The organism is Pseudomonas orientalis (assembly GCF_022807995.1).
Classification (GTDB): Bacteria; Pseudomonadota; Gammaproteobacteria; order Pseudomonadales; family Pseudomonadaceae; genus Aquipseudomonas; species Aquipseudomonas orientalis_B.
The window spans coordinates 1,723,620-1,740,309 of sequence record NZ_CP094351.1 but is presented as its reverse complement, the minus strand read 5'-3'; the positions used below and the strand labels follow the sequence as shown (position 1 = coordinate 1,740,309).

General features: G+C 62.0%; 14 protein-coding genes. 4 read left to right on the top strand and 10 right to left on the bottom strand.

Going from position 1 to position 16,690, the window contains the following annotated elements; translation table 11 throughout:
* Positions 1–7: 7 nt before the first annotated feature.
* From pheA to mtnA, 4 genes are all read right to left on the bottom strand, one after another.
* The gene (gene pheA, locus MRY17_RS07695; RefSeq protein WP_003172650.1) at positions 8–1,102 is read right to left on the bottom strand and encodes a prephenate dehydratase; all 1,095 of its coding nucleotides are present in this window, start codon (positions 1,100–1,102) and stop codon (positions 8–10) included.
* Positions 1,102–2,187 carry a 3-phosphoserine/phosphohydroxythreonine transaminase gene (serC, locus tag MRY17_RS07690; protein WP_191955184.1) on the bottom strand — a complete coding sequence of 362 codons (1,086 nt, stop codon included), beginning with the start codon at positions 2,185–2,187 and terminating at the stop codon, positions 1,102–1,104. The genes pheA and serC overlap by 1 nt, the downstream gene beginning before the upstream one ends.
* Before the next feature lie 211 nt (positions 2,188–2,398).
* A complete protein-coding gene (gene gyrA / locus MRY17_RS07685; protein WP_181285496.1) occupies positions 2,399–5,053 on the bottom strand; it encodes a DNA gyrase subunit A in 2,655 nt (884 codons plus the stop codon).
* Between the two features lie 425 nt (positions 5,054–5,478).
* Positions 5,479–6,549: an S-methyl-5-thioribose-1-phosphate isomerase gene (gene mtnA, locus MRY17_RS07680; protein WP_057722919.1), complete on the bottom strand. Its 1,071-nt coding sequence runs from the start codon at positions 6,547–6,549 to the stop codon at positions 5,479–5,481.
* 109 nt (positions 6,550–6,658) lie between these two features.
* On the opposite strand from mtnA, the gene MRY17_RS07675 reads away from it, so the two are divergent.
* From MRY17_RS07675 to MRY17_RS07660, 4 genes are all read left to right on the top strand, one after another.
* Complete coding sequence (locus MRY17_RS07675; protein ID WP_181285495.1) at positions 6,659–7,990, top strand: TRZ/ATZ family hydrolase; 1,332 nt, start codon at positions 6,659–6,661, stop codon at positions 7,988–7,990.
* A gap of 29 nt (positions 7,991–8,019) precedes the next feature.
* Positions 8,020–8,718, top strand: a complete 699-nt coding sequence (gene ubiG, locus MRY17_RS07670; RefSeq protein ID WP_003189760.1) for a bifunctional 2-polyprenyl-6-hydroxyphenol methylase/3-demethylubiquinol 3-O-methyltransferase UbiG — start codon at positions 8,020–8,022, stop codon at positions 8,716–8,718.
* A gap of 4 nt (positions 8,719–8,722) precedes the next feature.
* Complete coding sequence (mupP, locus tag MRY17_RS07665; protein ID WP_124422860.1) at positions 8,723–9,394, top strand: N-acetylmuramic acid 6-phosphate phosphatase MupP; 672 nt, start codon at positions 8,723–8,725, stop codon at positions 9,392–9,394.
* Between the two features lie 150 nt (positions 9,395–9,544).
* Positions 9,545–10,285, top strand: coding sequence for a YciK family oxidoreductase (locus tag MRY17_RS07660; protein WP_243353532.1), 741 nt, complete (start codon positions 9,545–9,547; stop codon positions 10,283–10,285).
* A gap of 132 nt (positions 10,286–10,417) precedes the next feature.
* Here the strand turns inward: MRY17_RS07660 and MRY17_RS07655 are convergent, their stop codons facing one another.
* Genes MRY17_RS07655 through MRY17_RS07630 form a run of 6 tightly spaced genes read right to left on the bottom strand, consistent with a single transcriptional unit; the run spans position 10,418 to position 16,575 of the window.
* On the bottom strand, positions 10,418–11,932 hold the full coding sequence (locus MRY17_RS07655; RefSeq protein ID WP_243353531.1) for an ABC transporter substrate-binding protein: 1,515 nt from the start codon (positions 11,930–11,932) through the stop codon (positions 10,418–10,420).
* On the bottom strand, positions 11,914–12,933 hold the full coding sequence (locus MRY17_RS07650; RefSeq protein ID WP_243353530.1) for an ABC transporter ATP-binding protein: 1,020 nt from the start codon (positions 12,931–12,933) through the stop codon (positions 11,914–11,916). Before MRY17_RS07650 ends, MRY17_RS07655 begins: the two co-directional genes overlap by 19 nt.
* Positions 12,930–13,886, bottom strand: coding sequence for an ABC transporter ATP-binding protein (locus MRY17_RS07645; RefSeq protein ID WP_243353529.1), 957 nt, complete (start codon positions 13,884–13,886; stop codon positions 12,930–12,932). The genes MRY17_RS07650 and MRY17_RS07645 overlap by 4 nt, the downstream gene beginning before the upstream one ends.
* Positions 13,883–14,740 (bottom strand): ABC transporter permease, encoded by an 858-nt coding sequence (locus MRY17_RS07640; RefSeq protein WP_181285490.1) that lies wholly within the window; start codon positions 14,738–14,740, stop codon positions 13,883–13,885. The genes MRY17_RS07645 and MRY17_RS07640 overlap by 4 nt, the downstream gene beginning before the upstream one ends.
* Positions 14,737–15,684: an ABC transporter permease gene (locus MRY17_RS07635; protein WP_181285489.1), complete on the bottom strand. Its 948-nt coding sequence runs from the start codon at positions 15,682–15,684 to the stop codon at positions 14,737–14,739. The genes MRY17_RS07640 and MRY17_RS07635 overlap by 4 nt, the downstream gene beginning before the upstream one ends.
* 3 nt (positions 15,685–15,687) lie before the next feature.
* The gene (locus MRY17_RS07630; protein WP_181285488.1) at positions 15,688–16,575 is read right to left on the bottom strand and encodes a proline iminopeptidase-family hydrolase; all 888 of its coding nucleotides are present in this window, start codon (positions 16,573–16,575) and stop codon (positions 15,688–15,690) included.
* Between the last annotated feature and the right edge of the window lie 115 nt (positions 16,576–16,690).

Sequence of the window (16,690 nt, the reverse complement as noted above, 5' to 3'; positions counted from 1 at the left end):
TAACGCCTCACAAAACCGCTTTCGGGTAAGAGCCCAGCACCTTGAGTGCCACGGCCTCCTGGCTGATTTTCTCCAGCACACCTTTGACCAGTGGGTCGCGGTGATGCCCGATGAAGTCGATAAAGAACACGTAGGTCCATTTACCGCTGCGCGAAGGACGCGTCTCGATGCGCGTCAGGTCAATCCCGTTGTCGTGGAACGGCACCAGCAGCTCATGCAGCGCGCCGGGCTTGTTGCTCATGGAGACGATGATCGAGGTCTTGTCGTCGCCGGTAGGCGGTACTTCCTGGCTGCCGATCATCAGGAAGCGCGTGGAGTTGTCCGGGCGGTCCTCGATTTTCTCGGCCAGGCGCGTCAGCCCGTACAGGCCCGCCGCCATATCGCCGGCGATGGCCGCCGAGTTCCACTCACCCTTGACCCGCTTGGCCGCCTCGGCATTGCTGGAGACCGCCACGCGCTCGACGTTCGGGTAGTGCGCGTCCAGCCACTTGCGGCACTGGGCCAGGGACTGAGCATGTGAATAGATACGGCTGATGCTGTCGGTCTTGGTGTTTTCACCCACCAACAGGTGATGGTGGATGCGCAACTCGACTTCACCACAGATCACCATGTCGTGTTCCAGGAAGCTGTCCAGCGTGTGATTGACCGCGCCTTCGGTGGAGTTTTCCACCGGCACCACGCCAAAGTTCACTGCACCGGCCGCCACTTCGCGGAACACTTCGTCGATCGCAGCCATAGGCTTGCTGATTACGGCATGGCCAAAATGCTTCATGGCCGCCGCCTGGGTGAAGGTGCCTTCCGGGCCGAGGTACGCCACTTTCAGCGGCTGTTCCAGCGCCAGGCACGAGGACATGATCTCACGGAACAACCGCGCCATCTCTTCGTTGCCCAGCGGGCCCTTGTTACGCTCCATCACGCGCTTGAGCACCTGGGCTTCCCGCTCGGGCCGGTAGAACACCGGCACTTCGCCTTCGGCCAGAGATGCCATCTTCACCCGGGCCACTTCCTGGGCGCAGCGTGCGCGCTCGCTGATCAGCTCGAGGACCTTCTCGTCCAGGCTGTCGATGCGTACCCGCAGGGCCTTGAGTTCTTGTTCAGACATTAGCCGTGTTCCTTTTCGAACTCCGCCATGTAGGCAACCAGCGCGTTGATCGCGTGGATGTCGACAGCGTTGTAGATGGAGGCGCGCATGCCACCGACCGAGCGGTGACCCTTGAGGTTCAGCAGTCCGCGCTCGTCGGCACCGGCCAGGAACGGCTTGTCCAGGCGGTCGTCAGCCAGGCGGAACGGCACGTTCATCCATGAGCGATTGGCGAGATTGATCGGGTTGCTGTACAGGCCGCTGGCATCGATGAAGTCGTACAGGGTGCGCTTCTTCACTTCGTTGAGCTTGCCCATGGCAGCCACGCCACCCTGCTCCTTGAGCCATTCGAACACCAGCCCGGACAGGTACCAGGCGAATGCCGGCGGGGTGTTGTACATCGAGCCGTTATCGGCCGCGACCTTGTAGTTGAGCATGGTCGGGCACAGCGAGCGCGCGCGACCGAGCAGGTCTTCGCGGATGATGTTGACCAGGATGCCGCTCGGGCCGATGTTTTTCTGCGCGCCGGCGTAGATCATGCCGTACCGGGACACATCGATCGGGCGCGAAAGGATATCCGAGGACATGTCGCACACCAGCGGGACGTCGCCCACGTGCGGCACCCAGTCGAATTGCAGGCCGCCGATGGTTTCGTTGGCGACGTAGTGCACGTAGGCCGCATCCCTGGACAACTTCCATTCGTTCTGACCGGGGATGGCGAAGTAATCATAAGCCTTGGCGGTGCCTGCCACGTTGACATGACCGTAGCGGGCGGCTTCTTCAATGGCCTTCTGACCCCAGATTCCGGTGTCGATATAGTCAGCCGTGCCGCCTTCGGGCAGCAGGTTCAACGGGATTTGGGCGAACTGCTGGCTCGCGCCGCCCTGCAGGAACAGCACTTTGTAGTTTGAGGGGATGTCCAGCAAGTCACGCAGGTCCTGCTCGGCCTTGGTGGCGATGGACACGAACTCATCGCTGCGATGGCTCATTTCCATCACGGAGAGGCCTTTTCCATGCCAGTCGAGGAGTTCAGCCTGCGCGCGCTGCAGGACTGCTTCAGGAAGCGCCGCGGGACCGGCACAGAAGTTATAGGCTCTCTTGCTCACATCCAATCTCTCTGATCTGGTGGGACTGAAATCAAACACTGCAGGGGCGAGCTTGCTCGCGAAAAACCCGAGAGCGCAAGGGCGTATCAGGCAGCCCGCGTTATCGTTGGCGATTTTCGCGAGCAAGCTCGCTCCTACAGGGGGCGGCGTTACATTTCAAAGGGGACAAACAACAAGGGGGCGAATCTTCATCCGCCCCCTGTGTGTCCGCTTATTCCTGCGGTTCTTCTTCGCCTGCGGCAGCATCGAGGGTTGGCTCGTCGACGTTGTCATCGCCGGCTGCGATCACCTCGCCGTCGAATTCCTCACCTTCAAGCTCTTCGCCCTCAACTTCCGAAGGCTCCTGCACACGCTCAAGACCAACCAGCTTCTCGTCCTTGGCCAGCTTGATCAGGGTCACGCCCTGGGTGTTACGGCCCAGGCTCGACACTTCTGCCACGCGGGTACGTACCAGGGTGCCCTGGTCGGAAATCAGCATGATTTCCTCGCCGTCGAGCACCTGCACCGCGCCGACCAGGCGGCCGTTGCGGTCGTTGCTGACCATGGCGATCACGCCCTGGCCGCCACGCTTGTACTCCGGGAACTCGCTGATGGCGGTGCGCTTGCCGTAGCCACGCTCGGAAGCGGTGAGGATCTGGCTGCCTTCTTCCGGGATCAGCATGGAGATCAGCTTCTGCCCTTCCGGCAGGCGCATGCCACGCACACCGCGAGCGGTACGGCCCATGGCGCGAACGTCGGATTCCTTGAAGCGCGTGACCTTGCCGCCGTCGGAGAACAGCATGACTTCACGCTCGCCATCGGTGATCGCGGCGGAGATCAGTACGTCGCCTTCATCCAGCTCAAGGGCGATCAGGCCCACGCTGCGTTGACGGCTGAAGGATTCCAGCGGGGTCTTCTTCACGGTGCCCATGGCGGTGGCCATGAAGATGAAATGACCTTCGGTGTACTCCTCGACCGGCAACATGGTGGTGATGTATTCATCACTGTCCAGCGGCAGCAGGTTGACCAACGGACGACCACGGGCGGCACGGGAGGCTTCCGGGATTTCGTAGGTTTTCAGCCAGTACACCTTGCCTTTGCTGGAGAACAGCAGCAGCGTGGTGTGGCTGTTGGCGACCAGCAGGTGAGCGATGTAGTCCTCATCCTTCACGCCTGTAGCCGATTTACCTTTACCGCCACGACGCTGAGCCTGGTACGCCGCCAGCGGCTGGGTCTTGGCATAGCCACCGTGGGAGATGGTCACCACGCGTTCTTCTTCCGGGATCATGTCACCCAGGGTCAGGTCGAGGCGTGCATCGAGGATTTCGGTGCGGCGTACGTCGCCGTATTCGGCGCGGATCACTTCAAGTTCTTCGCGGATCACTTCCATCAGGCGCACGGCGCTGCTGAGGATGCGGATCAGCTCGCCGATCTGGTTGAGGATCTCCTGGTACTCGGCCAGCAGCTTCTCGTGCTCCAGACCGGTCAAGCGGTGCAGGCGCAGTTCCAGGATGGCCTGGGCCTGTTCCGGCGACAGGAAATACTTGCCGTCGCGCAGACCGTATTGCGGGTCAAGGGTCTCGGGGCGGCAGGAATCGGCGCCGGCACGTTCAACCATCGCCACGACGGCGCTGGATTCCCACGGCATCTTGATCAGCGCTTCCTTGGCTTCCGACGGGGTCGGCGAAGCCTTGATCAGGGCGATCACCGGGTCGATGTTCGACAGCGCAACCGCCTGGCCTTCCAGGATATGGCCGCGCTCGCGGGCCTTGCGCAGTTCGAACACGGTACGGCGGGTGACCACTTCGCGGCGGTGACGCACGAAGGCTTCGAGCAGATCCTTGAGGTTCAGGATGCGTGGGCGACCATCGATCAGTGCAACCACGTTGATACCAAACACGCTTTGCAGCTGGGTCTGGGCGTAGAGGTTGTTGAGGATCACCTCGGGCACTTCGCCACGACGCAGCTCGATCACCACGCGCATGCCGTCTTTGTCGGACTCGTCGCGCAATTCGGTGATGCCTTCGAGCTTCTTCTCTTTAACCAGCTCGGCGATCTTTTCGATCAGGCGTGCCTTGTTAAGCTGGTACGGAAGTTCGGTGATGACGATCTGCTGACGGCCACCGACCTTGTCGATGTCTTCGATGATCGAGCGGGCGCGCATGTAAATACGGCCGCGACCGGTGCGGTAAGCTTCGATGATGCCGGCGCGACCGTTGATGATCGCAGCGGTCGGGAAGTCCGGGCCGGGGATGTATTGCATCAGCTCATCGACGGTCAGCTCGGGATTGTCGATGAGGGCCAGGCAACCGTCGATGACTTCACCGAGGTTGTGCGGCGGAATGTTGGTGGCCATGCCCACGGCGATACCGCTGGAACCGTTGACCAGCAGGTTGGGAATCTTGGTGGGCATGACGGCCGGGATCATTTCGGTGCCGTCGTAGTTCGGCACCCAGTCCACGGTTTCCTTATGCAGGTCGGCCAGCAGTTCGTGCGCCAGCTTGGTCATGCGCACTTCGGTGTATCGCATGGCCGCAGCGTTGTCGCCGTCGACCGAACCGAAGTTGCCCTGGCCGTCTACCAGCAGGTAGCGCAGGGAAAACGGCTGTGCCATCCGAACGATGGTGTCGTACACCGCAGTGTCGCCGTGAGGGTGATACTTACCGATCACGTCACCGACAACACGGGCAGATTTCTTGTACGGCTTGTTCCAGTCGTTACCCAGCTCGCTCATCGCGAACAGCACACGCCGGTGCACGGGCTTCAAGCCGTCGCGCGCATCAGGCAGTGCCCGACCGACAATGACGCTCATCGCGTAGTCGAGGTAGGACTGTTTCAGCTCGTCTTCGATATTGACCGGGAGGATTTCTTTGGCCAGTTCGCCCATGAGAAGCCTGATTCCTTTTTCGGGTGAAACTTCGTTACATCCATTCGGGACGAACAAAGCTCGCCGCTGTCGGCAGAGTGCCTGACAACGACTTACGACAAATCAACGAGTTATGACACGGATCTGCACGTTATGGGCAACCCCTCGGGGCGGCCCTGGAAACCGCCGGATGTTATCACAATCGCCGCCACGCACCTATCCCCCTGATGCGCATGGAGGCTAGTAATTTGACGGATGACAGGCTTGAGGAGGACGAGAGGGGCTCAGAGGTGGGGTGGTGCTGTTTTTTGAGGCTGGATCCGGTAGTTTTATTGACTTTGAGGGCCAATCGGGGGCAAGCCCCCTCCCACACTTGAATTGTGAACACAGTCAAAAATGTGGGAGGGGGCTTGCCCCCGATAGCCATCGCACAGACACAACTACCCTCAATGCAGCCGCTTACGGCACATCAACCTCGCCAGCTTGGCGGTATCCGGCCGTTCCACCACCCCTTTTTCAGTCACGATCACATCAATCAGATCGGCCGGCGTGACGTCGAATGCCGGGTTGAAGGCCTGCACCTCCAACCGCTGGCCGTTCACCTCCAGCAACTCACCGGCATCACGCTCTTCCAGGCTTACATCATCGCCGGTAGCCATCATCAGATCCAGGGTCGAGCTCGGCGCCACCACCATGAAGCGTACGCCGTGATGCATCGCGCAAACGGCCAGCTGATAGGTACCGATCGTGCTGATCACATCGCCATTGGCCGCGATGCAGTCCGCACCGACCACCACCCAGGTGACGCCTTTGGTCTTGAGGATATGCGCCCCGGCGGAGTCGGCATTTACCGTGACCGGAATACCGGCGCCGGCCAGCTCCCAGGCGGTCAGTCGCGAGCCTTGCAGCCACGGACGGGTTTCATTGGCATAGACCTGCTCGACCAGGCCTTCCAGGAACGCCGCGCGGATCACCCCAAGAGCCGTGCCGACACCGCCGGTGGCCAACGCGCCAGCGTTGCCATGGGTCAGGATCGCCTGGGCATTGCCCTGATGCTTGCGAATGCGCTCGAGGCCCAATTGGGCCATGACCACATTGGCTTCGCGGTCGCTTTCATGAATCGCGATGGCTTCGGCTTCCAGCACCGCCAACGGGTCGGCATGTTGCTTGAGGCGGTCGAGGCGGTCGCGCATGCACTTCAACGCCCAGAACAGGTTGGATGCGGTGGGCCGGGTATCGGCCAGTAATGCGTAGTCTTCTTCCCACGCCGCTTGCCAGTCGCCGCCCTCAGCAAGGCGCTCGCGCGCAGCCAGCACCAGGCCGTAGGCCGCACTGATCCCGATGGCCGACGCGCCGCGCACCACCCTCGCGCGAATGGCGGCGGCCACCTCGACGACGGTCGAGCATGCCAGCCAGCTTTCCCGGGCCGGCAGCGCACGCTGATCGAGCAGGTGCAGCACGCCATCACGCCACTCGATGGCCTTCACCTTCTCTGCCGCCAACAGTCGGTCGCGCATCCCCTACCCCGTACTCATGAACAAAAGCCGCCGATTATAGCGATCCGCCAGCCGGGGCGCTCGGGTATACTTCGCCCTTCTTTTATAGCTGCCCAGGAAGAAGCCTGCGATGACGCCCACTGCCGCCCCGCTCGACCTATTACTGCTGCCGACCTGGCTGGTACCCGTCGAACCCGCCGGCGTGGTGCTCAGGGAGCATGGCCTGGGTATCCGCGACGGTTGCATCGTGTTTATCGGGCCGCGGGCGGCGGCATTGAAGCTTGAGGCCAGCGAAGTGCGCGAGCTGCCGGGCATGCTGCTCAGCCCGGGACTGATCAACGCCCACGGGCATGCGGCGATGAGCCTGTTTCGCGGCCTGGCCGATGACCTGCCGTTGATGACCTGGCTGGAAAAACACATCTGGCCCGCCGAGGCCAAGTGGGTCGATGAAGCCTTCGTGCGCGACGGCACTCAACTGGCCATCGCCGAGCAGCTCAAGGGCGGCATCACCTGCTTCTCCGATATGTATTTCTACCCCAAGGTCGCCAGCGATTGCGTGCACAACAGCGGCATGCGCGCGCAGATCGCCATTCCGATCCTGGACTTTCCGGTCCCGGGCGCCAGCAACGCCGATGAGGCGATTCGCCAGGGCATCGAGCTGTTCGGCGACCTCAAGCATCATCCACGCATCAAAATCACGTTCGGCCCCCACGCGCCGTATACCGTCAACGATGAGAACCTGGAAAAGATCCGGATCATCGCTGAAGAGCTGGACGCTGCGATTCATATGCACGTGCACGAAACCGCCTTCGAAGTGCAGCAGGCCGTGGAACAGACGGGCGAGCGGCCACTGGCCCGCCTGAGTCGCCTCGGCTTGCTGGGCCCGCGCTTCCAGGCCGTTCATATGACCCAAATCAGCGAGGATGACCTGGCTTTGCTGGTAGAAAGCAACACCAGCGTCATCCATTGCCCGGAATCGAACCTGAAACTGGCCAGCGGCTTCTGCCCGGTTGAACGCCTGTGGCAGGCTGGCGTCAATGTGGCTATAGGCACCGACGGCGCCGCCAGCAACAACGACCTCGACCTGTTGGGCGAAACCCGCACCGCCGCCATGCTGGCCAAGGCCGTCGCCGGTTCGGCCACCGCGCTGGACGCCCATCGCGCGCTGCGCATGGCAACCCTCAATGGCGCGCGGGCCATGGGCCTGGACAGTCAGATCGGCTCGCTGGAAGTCGGCAAGGCTGCGGATATCGTCGCCTTCGACCTGTCGGGGTTGGCGCAACAACCGATCTACGATCCGGTCTCACAGCTTATCTACGCGACCGGTCGCGATTGCGTGAAACACCTTTGGGTCGCCGGCAAGCAGTTGCTCGACGACCGACGATTGACCCGCATGGATGAAGCACAGTTGACCGCCACGGCCATTGCCTGGGGCCAACGCATCAGCGGGCACAGCGAATAAACCGATTTATCAGATTCAGAGGATTCACCATGAGCAACGTCGACCACGCCGAAATCGCCAAATTCGAAGCCCTGGCCCACCGCTGGTGGGACCGTGAGAGCGAGTTCAAGCCGCTGCACGACATCAACCCGCTACGGGTCAACTGGATTGACGAACGCGTCAACCTGGCCGGCAAAAAGGTGCTGGATGTCGGTTGCGGCGGTGGCATCCTCAGTGAAGCCATGGCCCAGCGCGGCGCCACCGTGATGGGGATCGACATGGGCGAAGCACCGCTGGCCGTGGCCCAGTTGCATCAACTGGAGTCCGGGGTGAGCGTGGAGTACCGCCAGATCACCGCCGAAGCCCTGGCCGAGGAAATGCCCGAGCAGTTCGACGTGGTCACGTGCCTTGAAATGCTCGAACACGTGCCGGACCCGTCTTCGGTGATCCGCGCCTGCTTCCGCATGGTCAAGCCCGGCGGCCAGGTGTTCTTCTCCACCATCAACCGCAACCCCAAGGCTTATCTGTTCGCGATCATCGGCGCCGAATACATCATGAAGCTGCTGCCGCGCGGCACCCATGACTTCAAGAAATTCATCCGCCCCTCCGAACTGGGCGCGTGGAGCCGCCAGGCCGGGCTGACCGTCAAGGACATCATCGGCCTGACCTACAACCCGCTGACCAAGCACTACAAGCTGGCCAACGACGTTGACGTCAACTACATGATCCAGACCCTGCGCGAGGAGTAAGCCTGTGAAGTTGCGAGCGGTTCTCTTCGACATGGACGGTACCCTGCTGGACACCGCGCCGGACTTTATCGCCATCTGCCAGGCCATGCGCGCCGACCGTGGCCTGCCGCCGATCAACGACCAGCATATCCGCGATGAAATCTCCGGCGGCGCGAAGGCGATGGTCGCCGTGACCTTCTCGATGGACCCGGAGTCGCCAGGTTTCGAAGCGCTGCGCCAGGAATTCCTCGAGCGCTACCTCAAGGATTGCGCGGTACACAGCAAACTGTTCGACGGCATGGCCGAACTGTTGGAAGACATCGAGAAAGCCAGGCTGATCTGGGGCGTGGTCACCAACAAGCCGCTGCGCTTTGCCGAGCCGATCATGCAGCAATTGGGCCTGGCCGAACGCTCCGCCGTGCTGATCTGCCCGGATCACGTGAAGAACAGCAAGCCGGACCCGGAACCGATGATCCTGGCGTGCAAGATGCTCGACCTCGACCCGGCCAGCGTGTTGTTCGTGGGCGATGATTTGCGTGATATCGAATCCGGTCGCGATGCCGGTACGCGCACGGCGGCGGTCACCTACGGCTATATCCACCCGGACGACAACCCGCGTCACTGGGGTGCGGACGTGGTGGTGGATCACCCGCTGGAACTGCGCAAGGTTCTGGATAACGCGCTGTGCAGTTGCTGATTTAACTGATCGATGAAGATCCAATGTGGGAGGGAGGCTTGCCCCCGATTGCAGTGTGTCAGTCACTGCATTTGTTGAATGATCCACCGCTATCGGGGGCAAGCCCCCTCCCACAGGGGATCTTCGGTGTTTTCGAATTTGAGGTTATTTATGTTTGATTATTCTGCCCCTCCAGAACTGCTCAAAGGCCGGGTGATCCTGGTTACCGGCGCCGGTCGCGGAATCGGCGCGGCGGCGGCGAAAACCTACGCCGCCCACGGTGCCACCGTGCTGCTGCTGGGCAAGACCGAAGCCAACCTGGCCCAGGTGTATGACGAGATCGAAGCCGCCGGCCAGCCGCAGCCAGTGGTGATCCCGTTCAACCTGGAGACCGCCCTGCCCCATCAATACGATGAGCTGGCGGCGATGATCGAAAAGGAGTTCGGCCACCTCGACGGCCTGCTGCACAACGCCTCGATCATCGGCCCACGCACGCCCATCGAGCAATTGTCCGGCGAGAACTTCATGCGGGTGATGCACGTGAACGTCAATGCGATGTTCATGCTGACCAGCACCCTGCTGCCGCTGCTCAAGCTGTCCCAGGATGCGTCGGTGGTGTTCACCTCCAGCAGTGTCGGGCGCAAGGGTCGGGCGTATTGGGGCGCTTACGGTGTGTCGAAGTTTGCCACCGAAGGCTTGATGCAAACCCTGGCCGACGAGCTGGAAGACGTCGCCGCCGTGCGCGCCAACAGCATCAACCCGGGTGGTACGCGCACCAGCATGCGGGCCCAGGCGTACCCGGGAGAAAACCCGATGGAGCGGCCGGCGCCGGAAGACATCATGCCGGTGTACCTGTACCTGATGGGGCCGGACAGTGCAGGGATCAATGGGCAGGCGTTCGACGCCCAGTAACCCCTGACACAACCTAAAGCAAAATGTGGGAGGGGGCTTGCCCCCGATTGCGGTGGATCAGCCCATGAATCTGTTGGCTGACACTCCGCTATCGGGGGCAAGCCCCCTCCCACATTGGTATTTCAGCCCTCGTCAGTTTTTCACCACTTCCTCGAGCGTGAAGCGGCCCAACGGGTTCTGCAGGAAGTTGCTCACATTCTTGCGTGAGATGTTGATGTACGGGCTGTAGTACAGGTCGATCCAGTTCACATCCTGCTTCGCCAGTTTCTGCAGCTCCACATACATCTGCTCACGCTTGGCCGGGTCGGCCTCGATGCGCGCCTGCGCCACCAGGGCCTTGACCTTGTCGTTCTTGTAACGGGTCATGTAATTCTGGTTGGTGTCGTGGCCCAGCACGAAGGTGGTCTTCTGGTCCGGGTCGAGGATGTCGTTGGTCCAGTACATCACCGAAATGTCGTACTCACCGTCCACCAGCATCTGCCAGCTCTGGGTCGGGTCGACCTTTTGCAGGTTGGCGGTGACGCCGACTTTGGCCAGTTGGTCCTTGATGATCACGGCAATCTGCTCGTCGGCCTCGTTGCCGGCGTTGACCACATAATTGAGCTTGAGGTCCTTGGCGCCTGCATCGGCCAGCAGCTTTTTAGCCGCGGTGGGGTCATACGGGCGTTGCAGGTTATTGGCGTAGTGGTAAAGCGAGCCTTTCGGGATGTAGGAATACGCCACGGTGCCTTGGCCGTAAGTGGCGGTTTTCACCAGCGATTGTTTGTCGATGGCCATGTCCAGCGCTTCACGCACTTCCGGCTTGGCCAGCAGGCCATGGGCGTGGTTGATCAGCAGGTGGTCTTCGCGGGTGGAGGGGTCGGCATGGATCACCACGTTCGGGTCTTTCTTCAGCTCTTCAACGCGGGAGAAAGGTACGAAGATCGCCGTGTCCAGCTCGTTGTTCTGCACCATGCGCATGCGCGTGTTGTCGTCGGTGACCGACACCCACTCCACACCGTCCAGGCTGACGTTGCCGGCCTGCCAGAAGTTCGGGTTCTTCTTCAGGATCACGCGGTCGCCCCTGCGCCATTCGTTCACGGTGAAGGCACCGGAGGTCACCGGGTTTTCCGAATAGGCGTCTTCACCCATTGTCGTCATGGCTTTTTCCGACAGGATCGACACCGTTGGCGACGCCAGTTGCGAGAGAAACGCCACCGCCGGGGTTTTCAGGGTGACCACCAACGTTTTCGCATCGCTGGCCTTGGCGGTATCGATCAGGCTGAACGGGTCACTCCACAGAGACGCCTTGTTATCGCGAATGCGCAACAGGCTGAACGCCGCGTCGCTGGCGGTAATCGGCGAGCCGTCGGAGAACTTCGCGTCGCGCAGTGTGAAGGTGTAGGTCAGGCCGTCCTTGGAAATCTCCCAGCTTTGCGCCAGGCCCGGTTCCATTTTGGTGCCCAGGTTGTCCACGCGCACCAGAGTGTCATAGACGTTGGCAAATACCCAGGTATCGCGGTTCTGCGCGCTTTTGATCGGGTCAAAGGTGGTGCTGTCTTCACGGCAACCGATGGTCAGCACGCCGGCCGCCTGAGCCAGGCCGGCAGTGAGGGACCAGGCGGTCAGCGTGGCGGCGGCGAGCAATTTCAAATGGCGCGATTGCATGTCATAACTCCTTGTTCATGATGGGCAGGAAGGGTCAGAGGGTGTTCCAGCACGCAACTGTATCGATGCTCGTGCAGTGAATGGGTGGGCGGCAATACAACGGAACACATGGCCTGGGCATAGCGGCAACGCGGGTGAAACGCGCAACCTGTGGGCAAATTCAGCGGGCTTGGTGGCTCGCCGGGCAGCGGCTGCGCAGGTAACGGACGATGGGGGTCGATCTGCGGAATCGCCTCGATCAACGCCGCCGTATAGGGATGACGCGGCGCAGTGAACACCGCCTCCACCGGCCCCTCCTCGACGATCCTGCCCAGGTACATCACCGCCACCCGGTCGCACAGGCGCCGCACAATAGCCAGGTCGTGGGCGATAAACAGGATCGCCAGGTTCATGCGCTGTTGCAGCTCCAGCAGCAGATTGATGATCTGGCCCTGGATCGACACATCCAGCGCCGCCACGCATTCGTCGGCGATGATCAGGCGCGGCTCCACCGCCAGCGCCCGGGCGATCCCCACGCGCTGGCATTGCCCACCACTGAAAGAGCCTGGTTTGCGCGAGGCCAATTCAGGGCGCAGACCAACCAGCTCAAGCAGTTCGTCGACACGGGCGCGGATGTTTTCCGGCGCAACCTTGCGCTGCACCCGCAACACTTCGGCAAGTGTATCGCCGACGGTGTGACGCGGGTTCAGGGCGGCGTAGGGGTCCTGGAAGATCATCGCGGTTTCGTGGCGCAACCGCGCAATATCGATAGCGCTGCCCTGGGCCATGTCCACACCGTCGAATAACACTTGCCCGGCACTGATCGGGTTGAGGTGCAAAATCGCCCGGCCCAATGTGCTTTTACCGCTGCCGGACTCGCCCACCAGCCCGAGGGTTTCACCGGCGGCCAGATTCAGCGACACCCCGTTCACCGCCCTCACCCACTGCTTGTTCAACCCGAACAGGCCCCTGCCGGACGCGGCGAAGCGCACCTCCAGGTCCTTGATCTGCAACAGGCTCATGGGCGTTCTCCCAAGGGATAGTGACAGGCAACCCGCGCGCCTTCCGGCAACAGTTCGGTACACAAGGCGCCTATCTGCGGGCAGCGGGGGTTGAAGCGGCAACCGCCGGGCAATGCGTCGAGCAGCGGCGGCTGGCCGGGGATGGTGCGCAACAACGCATGGCCGCTGCTGTGGGCCGGCTGGCAATCGATCAACCCGGCGGTGTACGGATGCCGTGGCTGGGCCAGCAGTTCGTATTTGCTGCCGTGTTCGCACAGGCGTCCGGCGTACATCACCGCGATGGAGTCGCAGCTTTGGGCCACCACGCCGAGGTCGTGGGTGATCATGATGATCGACAGGCCACGCCTGTCGCGAAGGTCGAGCAACAGCCGCAGGATCTGCGCCTGCACTGTCACATCCAGGGCCGTGGTGGGTTCGTCGGCGATCAGCACCTTCGGGTTGCAGCCCAGGGCCACCGCAATCATCGCGCGCTGGCGCATGCCGCCGGAAAACTCATGGGGATAGTTGTCGACCCGCGCTTGCGGGTCGGGAATACCCACTTGGCGCAGCACCTCGATGGCCTGCAGGCGCGCGTCTTTTTTCGAGGCGCCTTGATGCAGGCGGATGCCTTCGGCGATCTGCTCGCCGATACGCATCAACGGGTCCAGGTGACTGCTGGGGTTCTGGAAGATCATGCCCATCTGCCCGCCACGGACGGCGCGCATGCCGGCTTCATCCAGGCGCAACAGGTCCTGGCCGGCCAGGTGTACCGAGCCGCCTTGCACGCGCAGGTTGGACGACGGCAGCAGGCGCATCAGGCCGCGACAGGCCAGGGTCTTGCCCGAGCCGCTTTCACCGACCACCCCCAGGATTTCGCCTTCGGCCAGGTCGAAGGACACGCGGTCGACCAGGGTCAGCGCGTGCCCGGCGTTATTGGCAATCACGCTGAGGTCGCGCACTTGCAGCAGGCTCATGAACGATCCCCCAGGACTTGCGCCACACCATCGGCCAGCAGGCTGAAGCCCATGGCCAACGTCACGATGGCCAGCCCCGGGAAAGTGCAAATCCACCAGGCGGTGGTGATAAAAGCCTGGCCCTCGGCGACCATCGTGCCCCATTCGGCGGTCGGTGGCTGCACGCCCAGGCCCAGGTAGCTCACCGCAGCACCGTTGAGCAGCACCAGCACCGCGTCGGACATGGAAAACACGATCGAACCAAACATTGCGTTGGGCAGCAAATGCCGGAACAGAATGCGCCCATGACCAAACCCCAGGCTCCTGGCGGCCAGGGCAAAGTCGCTCTCCTTGAGCACCAGGATCTGCGAGCGGATCAACCGCGCATACGAGACCCAGCCGACCAGCGCCATGGCGATGTAAAAGCTCTGCAGCCCAGGCCCGAGAATGGCCATGATCGCCAGCATCAACACCAGGAACGGGAACGCCAGCACCACGTCGATCACGCGCATGCATACACTGTCCAGGCGCCCGCCGATATAACCGGAAACCGCGCCGATGAAGGTGCCGATCAAGAAGGGGAAGATCACCCCGACAATCGCCAGTTGCAGGTCGATGCGCGCGCCCCAGATAACTCGTGAAAGCACGTCGCGGCCGTAGTTATCCGTGCCGAACGGGTGCGCAAGACCGGGCGCCAGCAGACTCATACCGGTGTTCTGCGCAATCGGGTCGTAAGGCGCGATCCACGGCGCGAACAGCGCCAGGGTCAACCACGCAAGCAGTATCAACAGGCCCCACGCGGCGGTCAGCCGACCGTTGCGAAAACCCAGGCGCAGGCGCAGACGCCAGGGCGCTATCAATGGGCGGCTGTTCATTGCATTTTCACCCGTGGGTCGAGGGCCACCGTCACCACGTCAGCAATGAAATTGACCAGCACCGTCGCACAGGCCAGCACCATCGCCACACCCTGTACCACCATGTAGTCGCGGGTGAAAATACCGCGCACCAGCAACTGGCCGATGCCGGGAATGGCAAACAGGCTTTCGATGACCACCGTGCCGCTGATCAGCCAGCCGATATTCACAGCCAGCAGGTTGACCGCGGGCACCAGGGAGTTGGGCACCACATGACGGCGGAACACGGCGGCTTCCGACAGCCCCCGCGCCCGTGCGGCGGTGACATGATCGGCCTGCAGTTCCACCAGCATGCTCGCGCGCAAATTACGCACCAGCACCGCCGACAGCGCCAGGGCAATGGTCAGGCACGGCAGGACCATATGGTGGGCCTTGTCCAGCCAGGTGCGACCGTAACCTGACACCGGAAACAGGCCCCACCGCACACTGAGCAACAGGATCAGCATCAGGCCCAGCCAGAACGCCGGCATGCCCAGGCCGACCGTGGTGAAGACGCGGATCAGGTTGTCCGGCCAACCGCCCTTATTGCGCGCCGCCAGTGTCGCCAGCGGTACCGCGATCAACAGCGCCAGCAGCACGCTGCCGAGCACCAGCACCAGCGTCGGTTCGATACGCGTGACGATCAGCTTGAGGGCGTCGACCTTGTACAGCAGCGATTGGCCCAGGTCGCCCTTGAGCAGGTTCTTCAGGAAATAGAAATATTGCAGCCACAGCGGCTCATCGAGGCCGTACTGGGCGCGGATTTTCAGCAACGCGTCCGGCGTACTGCGCGAACCCAGCAGCGCGCGCGCCGGATCGCCCGGGATCGAGCGCACCAGCACAAAGGTGATCAGGCTGATGCCCAACAGCACCGGCAACAATTGCAGGGGCCGGGACAGGACGAAGCGGTAGCGCGCCAGGTTCATGCGTCAGCCTCGGTGACGGGCGAGAAAGTCCAGCAGCACCGGGAAATACGCCTGGGGTTCTTCGTAGAACGGCATATGGCTGCTGTTGGGAAATACATGCAGTTCGGCGTGCCGGGCCGCCATCTTCATGCGCATGGCACAGGCCGGGGTTAGTTCGTCGTGCTGGCCGGTGGTAATCAATATCGGCATCTTGAACGCGGCCATTTCAGGGATGCGATTCCAGTCCTTGAGGTTGCCGACATAGAGGAATTCGTTGGGACCTTGCATGGTTTCGTAAGGCCCCATGTTCCAATCGCCGAGGGAGCGTTTGACCGGCTCCGGCCAGTCATCCAGGCGGCACACGTGGCGATAGTTGAGCAAGGTGATTGCGGCTTGATACTGCGGGTGGTCGAGCGAGCCCATGGCTTCGTGGCGCTGCATCATGGCCACGGTTTCGCTGCCAAGGGCGCCGCGCAGACGCTCAAGTTCCTGGGACAAGTGGGGAATATCGCCAACCGTGTTTTCGAGGATCAGGCTTTTCAGCGCATCGGGGTAGTGAATGGCGTACTCGATGCCCAGCCAGCCGCCCCAGGAATGCCCGAGCAGGTGCACAGGGCCAAGGCCCAGTGCCTGGCGCACGGTCTCGACTTCTTCGACATAACGGCGAATTTCCCACAGGGAAACGTCGTTCGGTCTGGCTGATGCGCCCGTGCCAAGCTGGTCGAATGCAACCACTCGCAGGTTATGCTCTTTGAGCCAGCCATGGGCGTCGCGCAAATAGTCACACGGCAGGCCCGGGCCGCCGTTGAGGCACAGCAGCACCTCATCGCCTTCGCCAAAGCTGTAGACCACGAGATTATGGCCGTCGACTTGCACGTTGTACTGCTGGTCGGGGGCAATTTCACGCCACATGCATACATTCCTTGTGTTGTATCGGCCTGGCAGGTAGTGGCCGTTTATCACGTCAACACTACCGAGGATGCCGCGCGTCCATAACCTAGCGTTTCTTATAGGTTTGGCCTGGCAG